General features: G+C 45.6%; 1 pseudogene. It reads right to left on the bottom strand.

The annotated features are described in order from the left end of the window. Positions 1-311, bottom strand: a pseudogene (locus KVT27_RS23930) (hypothetical protein); the annotation flags it as partial. Positions 312-355 lie beyond the last annotated feature (44 nt).

Raw genomic sequence — 355 nt, 5'->3', positions numbered from 1 at the left:
AGCACGCAGGTGACGACCGCATAGAGCAGTGTATTTTTGAACCCGATCAGCAGCGAAGCCTCTTGAAAAAACATCTTGAAATTATCTAGCCCGATAAACGTCCAGCTCGTTAAATTCCATCTCGTCAGCGAGAAGAAAAAAGACATCATGGTCGGAAAAATGAAGATTAACAAATAAATTATGGCTGCAGGAACAATAAAAGCATATGAGTACGTACGTCTGAATACATTGGCCACCTGAATCACCCCTAAGTTAGAGCAAAGAGCCGGTCCTGCATGAACGTTCCGCATCGCCGGCTCTCTGATCTCCATTCTTCAATTGTCTTACCAGCCCTGAAGCCCCAGCTGCTAAGTCC

This window comes from Lysinibacillus sp. GbtcB16, assembly GCF_019091145.1.
GTDB classification, from domain to species: domain Bacteria; phylum Bacillota; class Bacilli; order Bacillales_A; family Planococcaceae; genus Lysinibacillus; species Lysinibacillus fusiformis.
The sequence above is the reverse complement of the archived record's forward strand: the minus strand, read 5'-3'. Positions and strand labels throughout refer to the sequence as shown.